Source organism: Spirosoma sp., from assembly GCF_048594605.1.
Taxonomy (GTDB): domain Bacteria; phylum Bacteroidota; class Bacteroidia; order Cytophagales; family Spirosomataceae; genus Spirosoma.
In genome coordinates, this window is sequence record NZ_JBMDWV010000387.1 from 1 (window position 1) to 5,272 (window position 5,272).

A 5,272-nucleotide genomic window follows, 5' to 3' on the forward strand; every position below is an offset into this window, starting at 1 on the left:
AGTGGAAAGTAGAAATATATAACGCTTCACTACGTCCCGAATCTAGCGCTCAGGGCGTAGTGAAGTGCTACGTTGCATCCCGATTTCGTAGCAGTCTGGAGAGTACACCCGGCAGAAATCGTTTTAGATAAATGCCTGCAATCTCTCTGCCACCTATATAAACTTCTTCTTTTTGTTGGGATACGGCTCTTAACAGTTTTTCGGCATACTCTTCCGGGCGAATCCCATTCAGCTGATTTTCGTCCATCTTACCGTGTTTCCTGCCGCTGGCATCAAGAGCATTCATCGAAATATCGGTGCGGATATAGCCGGGACAAGCCATAGTCACACGCAGACCAGCATGATACGTTTCAGCCCGAAGCGAATCAAAAAAGCCATGCAGCGCGTGCTTACTCGCGCAGTAACCAGACCGCTGTTTGGTACCTAATTTACCCGCCACACTGCTGGTAACGACGAAATGGCCGCTCTTCTGAGTTAGCATATGAGGCAAAACGGCTTTAGTAAGTGCCACTGCACCCAAAAAATTAATATCCATTAGTTGCTGATACACAGCAAGGTCTGTCTCGACTACCGAACTTCGCTGTGTAACACCCGCATTCTGAAATACATAATCAATCCGATTGAACTGCTGTAGAACCTGCGCTACGTGTTCATTCATGCTACGTACCTCACGCATATCCATTGGCAGTACCAGTACATTGGATGCAGGCAACGTGGTCCGCTCAGCCACCTGCTGCAGGGCTTCTTCATTCCGGGCGGATAAAATCAGTTTGACATTCTGTCCCTTTGCCAGTTCAATAGCGATAGCTTCACCAATCCCTGATGAGGCTCCTGTAATCCAGATGACAGAATTAGAAAATGACATGGCAGAAACGATTTAATAAGTCGTGAGATGCATTTCGATCAGTTGATTTTACAGAAGAGCCTGTCAATTATACGAAACATGCCCTGATTGTTTGAGTTTAGGACATAGATTAAGTAGGATTATTCGTAAAACGGTAACTGTTCAACTGAGAGTACGCTCAAATAACAACAGTCATGAAAGCGCAGATAACGTTAACGCTCTGGACTGGACCTGCCTATGGTATTGTCAAGCGCGTAGTAGTGCCATATGAGGAAATAGTAGACGTCCGGTCGCAAATGGATCATTATGCTGAAGAACACGGCCTAACACTGGCGCTGGCAGGCGAGGATGGAAAATCGTGTTTGTACTGGAATGACGAAGGCAAAATGATTCGCCTGGCCGCTGAAGAACTGTAGTGACCTTAGTGTTTCTTACAGGCGTTATAGGCTTAGACCATAGCATAGATCACTAAACATCACCAATTATGACTAGTTTAACATTTGTCAAACTTACCATCCAATGTATTTTTTGCGCAAAAATTCCATTTTTTAAGTAAGTTCTTTTTAGATTGTGCGTCCATTTCGCTTATGGAGCAAACTAAAATCTTTGTTTACTAACTATTCAATAATTATGAGTAACAGCGAAAAAGAAATTGAATTGGCTCACGAGCTCACGCATAATGTTAACGATGCACTGAACCGACGGATTGAAGAACGATTCCGGGCTGCGCTTTTTTTAGCAGACCCCAGTTTAGATATGGATACGGTTACCGTTGTCAGCAACGTCGAAAATGATAATGAACTGACCGTAGATGGAGTAGATGATGAAATAATCGATAAAGCGATGGCTATTTTCGAGTCTCAGCAATAACCATTTAGTGAGTCGTATCGGGGTGGCAGCTCGTCAAAGCTGGTTATAGATTTGCTGAACCCGATCTCGGCTTCTCTTTAGTCGCATCTTTACTGCACTCACCTTTATGTTGTACAGCTGCGCTAGAGCCTCGATACTCATACCTTCCTCGTACTTCTGACGTAATAAAAGCTGTTCCGAAGGCGCTAGGCTTCCCATAGCCTGGCGTACCCGCTCCAGACTTTCCTCTTCAGCTAAAGATTCCCTGGAATCTGTAATGCTGTCTTCCAGACTGGTATCTATAGGGGTGGTATTTAATCGTTTTGCTATTCGAAGCTGATCTGAGCAGTAGTTATTCGCAATCGAATTCAGCCAGGTAGAAAAGCTTGATCGCTGCTGAAAGTCGTCCAGTTTACTGAAAGCTTTCATGAAGATATCGTGGGTAAAGTCTTGAGCTTTTTCTGTATCTTTAGTCATATACAGACAGCGCTGATACACTTTCGAGACGTAACGTTCATAAAGCGTCTCGAAACACTGATTAGGATGCTCAGAAAGATACTGCCGAATCGTTTCTTCGTCTGTCAAATTACTTTTCCGCACAAAAGATTACATTTAGGTCAAGATGAAGGGCAATAGATAATATTTTGTGTAAATCTATTTCTAAATACAATGTATGTACATCAATAGATTAGAAGTAGACTGTTTAAATATAATTAAATTTACTAAGCGGCACACTTTGTTTTCAGTTTTCAGAAGATCGTTTACAAGGCAAGTTTATTAATCAGCCTTTCCCAACCTTACGTCACACATAAATAATCTTCCTGAGTAGACACCGCAGGTGTCTACTCAGGAAGATTATTTATGTCATTAATTATGATTTTTTAGATGTAGTTTTTGCGGAAGCAAGCGTTTTCTTTTTGGAAGAAGGCGCACTGGTTTTTGCAGGGCCCTTCTGGGTCATTGTGACGGGGTCCCAATACACAACTTTTTGCTCGAAATAACTTTCGTTACAGGCTAAAACGGGTGCAGCAGCCCGGAAGCCAAACACAGGATCTTCGATTGTTCCCTGACTTCCGTTTCGAACATTTGTGAAAAAGTCGCCGAAATGCTTGGCATGCGCGTCGTCATCTTTCGGAGCGCTAAACTTCACTTCTTTTACAGGTTCTGCCGTACGTGTATCAGGCGGGTACTTCGCATCGTATTGCTTCACAAATTCCTGCTGTACAGGCTCTGTGAACGTAAAGAAGCTGTCGTAATTGCCATAACCTGGCGCAATAGGCAGTTTCTTTTTGGTCATAATGAGATTGTCCTCCGAAAATTCAATCTGTCCTTCGTTGCCAATAATACGCGTTACGTTGCTGATCTTACCCGCGTTGGCAAAATTGACACGTAGTACCATCTGGAAAGCCTCATGCTTGTCGGTTTTAGGATAATCCATAATACACGACATTACGTCAGGAACGTCACGCCCATCTTTCCAGTAGGCCAGATTGCCGGACGAGAAAATCCGCGTTGGTCCCAGCGTATTGGTCACGAAGTGCACACCCGTAATAAGATGTACGAACAAATCGCCCGCTACGCCTGTGCCATAGTCTTTATAGTTCCGCCAGCGGAAAAATCGGGTAGCATCAAACGGTCTCTTCGGAGCATCACCCAGGAATCGGTCCCAATCAACCGTCTGGGGCGAAGCATCGGGCGGCACAGAGTAGTTCCAGGCTCCAATTGCATTAAACCGGTCGTTATTCGACTCAATATAATTAATGGCTCCTATGTCGCCTGCCTGCACCAGTCGTTTAGCCTCCTGAAACGCTGCGCTGCTGATCCGCTGGCTACCCACCTGCATGGTTTTGCCCGACTTTTTCCAGGCGTCAATCACCGCCTTGCCTTCGTTGAGGTGCTGCACCATCGGTTTCTCACAATAAACGTGTTTCCCGGCTTTCAGTGCTGCAATGGTGATATGATCGTGCCAGTGATCAGGCGTAACAACCAGGACCGCATCAACGTCTGGGCGAGCCAGAACTTCACGGTAGTCGCGGGTTGTAAAGAGTTCTTTGTCTTTACCGAAAGCTGTTTTCGCGTGTTCGAGCCGGCCCGTGTATAAATCAGCTACACCAACCAGTTCAACGTCGGGATTACGTAGTGCGGCCTGCGTATCATAGTTGCCCTGAATGCCCATTCCGATGGTGGCGATTCGGATCTTATCATTTGGCGCAATCTTCTTCAGGTTCGGAATGTAAGCCGGAAAGCCAAATGGCTTAGCGATGCTTTCCGTAGCCACCAGTGCCGAAGCCGCCGACAAGCTCTTTATAAATGTACGTCTGTTGGATTGCATGAAGAGTGAGTAATTATGTGATACGTATCAAAGCGATCGTACGAAATAATTTACCCACACCATTAACAGATACACGTATCGGACTATCTATCGCTTGTCAAACTGGACAGCTACCCACTGGCGGTCGGTAGGCACTTTATACGTAGCATTCCAGACAAACATGGCCTGTTCCAAAGCTGCATTCAACTGGCGTTTGGTCTGTTTAAAGTTGATATTTAACTTACGATTCATTGTTTCTTCGTAAATCAATTTCTGGTCGTTTGTGTAAAAACGTACTGTACACTGGCGGTTTTTAGGTGTTGATTCAACCACCCAAAATCCTTCGTGGGGCGCCAGACTTTCTTTCTTTGTCTGGGCTTGTGCTGTAAACGAAGCTGCTATACATAAAACGGCCGCTACAGCCAGACGGATTTGAGAGAGTGCGTTCATGGTATGCTTGATTTGTGTGTTTACGATTAGTCGATAACTGATTCAAAAGTAGAAACACACGGAACTCTCCGCTTAGGTTTTCGCTACGTAGCATCCGTCCATAGCTATACGTCATATAACTGTCTATCAACGCCTTTTCTCTCCAAAAAACGCCATTCAGCGATAAAAGCCCGTCGTCTGTCGATAAACAAGACTATTGGTAGGTCAAGCCTGCTCGTTTGTCTATATTCGGGTAAGCAATCGGCTGATGTATGCAACGTCTGAATAGCGAATTCGTCTTCTCCAACCAACCTCGTCAGCGGCTGGCCCGGCATGGGTTATTCTGGCTAATCTGGACGCTATTTTTTACGATAACGTATTCTTTTCTTCCGGCCAACCATTTACTACGGCAAGGCGTACCCTGGCCTGTGGCCTTTCTGAAGGGATTTAGTATGGCGGCTCTCGATGCGCTGCTGTTTATGCCAGCCCACATGTTATTCACGTATAGCATTATTTACTGGCTCATGCCTCGCTTTCTGTTCAGGGGTCGTTACGGCTGGGCGGTGGTTGCACTTATCGCTATCGTTCTTGGTACAGCTGTCTGTTCGGCCTTGCTTTCCATATACGTAGTGGACCCGGCACGTATATGCGTAGGTGCGCCCGCTGTCAGAAATTCGTTTGTTGCGGCCATGATGGGTGGTATGCGCGGAGGCACTACAATCGGCGGCTTTGCGGCTGCGATCCGGTTAGTTAAAGTCTGGTAACTCAAACAGCAGGCCTATCAGCAAATCGAGCGCGAAAAATTACAGGCTGAATTGCAGCTTCTTAAATCGCAGGTG

Annotated in this window: 7 protein-coding genes; 3 read left to right on the forward strand and 4 right to left on the reverse strand. The window is 45.6% G+C overall.

The window, feature by feature from the left end; translation table 11 throughout:
• Nucleotides 1–67 precede the first annotated feature (67 nt).
• On the reverse strand, nt 68–865 hold the full coding sequence (locus ACOJS8_RS24085; protein ID WP_420151112.1) for an SDR family oxidoreductase: 798 nt from the start codon (nt 863–865) through the stop codon (nt 68–70).
• Between the two features lie 173 nt (nt 866–1,038).
• Between ACOJS8_RS24085 and ACOJS8_RS24090 the strand changes: the two genes are divergently transcribed.
• Together ACOJS8_RS24090 and ACOJS8_RS24095 are read left to right on the forward strand one after the other, a co-directional pair.
• On the forward strand, nt 1,039–1,260 hold the full coding sequence (locus ACOJS8_RS24090) for a hypothetical protein (protein ID WP_420151113.1): 222 nt from the start codon (nt 1,039–1,041) through the stop codon (nt 1,258–1,260).
• Nucleotides 1,261–1,474: 214 nt separating this feature from the next.
• The gene (locus ACOJS8_RS24095; RefSeq protein ID WP_420151114.1) at nt 1,475–1,714 is read left to right on the forward strand and encodes a hypothetical protein; all 240 of its coding nucleotides are present in this window, start codon (nt 1,475–1,477) and stop codon (nt 1,712–1,714) included.
• A 33-nt stretch (nt 1,715–1,747) separates the two neighbouring features.
• Here ACOJS8_RS24095 and ACOJS8_RS24100 read toward each other — a convergent pair whose 3' ends face one another.
• The 3 genes from ACOJS8_RS24100 to ACOJS8_RS24110 all read right to left on the reverse strand — a co-directional run bounded on the left by ACOJS8_RS24100 (nt 1,748) and on the right by ACOJS8_RS24110 (nt 4,454).
• Entirely contained in the window at nt 1,748–2,170 is a 423-nt protein-coding gene (locus tag ACOJS8_RS24100) for an RNA polymerase sigma factor (RefSeq protein WP_420151115.1), read from the reverse strand.
• A 394-nt stretch (nt 2,171–2,564) separates the two neighbouring features.
• On the reverse strand, nt 2,565–4,025 hold the full coding sequence (locus ACOJS8_RS24105) for a Gfo/Idh/MocA family protein (RefSeq protein ID WP_420151116.1): 1,461 nt from the start codon (nt 4,023–4,025) through the stop codon (nt 2,565–2,567).
• A gap of 87 nt (nt 4,026–4,112) precedes the next feature.
• Nucleotides 4,113–4,454 (reverse strand): hypothetical protein, encoded by a 342-nt coding sequence (locus ACOJS8_RS24110; protein ID WP_420151117.1) that lies wholly within the window; start codon nt 4,452–4,454, stop codon nt 4,113–4,115.
• 251 nt (nt 4,455–4,705) lie between these two features.
• Here ACOJS8_RS24110 and ACOJS8_RS24115 point away from each other — a divergent pair, with 251 nt between their 5' ends.
• Entirely contained in the window at nt 4,706–5,197 is a 492-nt protein-coding gene (locus tag ACOJS8_RS24115) for a hypothetical protein (RefSeq protein ID WP_420151118.1), read from the forward strand.
• Nucleotides 5,198–5,272: the final 75 nt, after the last annotated feature.

Coding starts and splice junctions, on each gene's coding strand:
- ACOJS8_RS24085 (WP_420151112.1), bottom strand. CDS start 865: ATGTCATTTTCTAATTCTGTCATCTGGATTACAGGAGCCTCATCAGGG.
- ACOJS8_RS24090 (WP_420151113.1), top strand. CDS start 1,039: ATGAAAGCGCAGATAACGTTAACGCTCTGGACTGGACCTGCCTATGGT.
- ACOJS8_RS24095 (WP_420151114.1), top strand. CDS start 1,475: ATGAGTAACAGCGAAAAAGAAATTGAATTGGCTCACGAGCTCACGCAT.
- ACOJS8_RS24100 (WP_420151115.1), bottom strand. CDS start 2,170: ATGACTAAAGATACAGAAAAAGCTCAAGACTTTACCCACGATATCTTC.
- ACOJS8_RS24105 (WP_420151116.1), bottom strand. CDS start 4,025: ATGCAATCCAACAGACGTACATTTATAAAGAGCTTGTCGGCGGCTTCG.
- ACOJS8_RS24110 (WP_420151117.1), bottom strand. CDS start 4,454: ATGAACGCACTCTCTCAAATCCGTCTGGCTGTAGCGGCCGTTTTATGT.
- ACOJS8_RS24115 (WP_420151118.1), top strand. CDS start 4,706: ATGCAACGTCTGAATAGCGAATTCGTCTTCTCCAACCAACCTCGTCAG.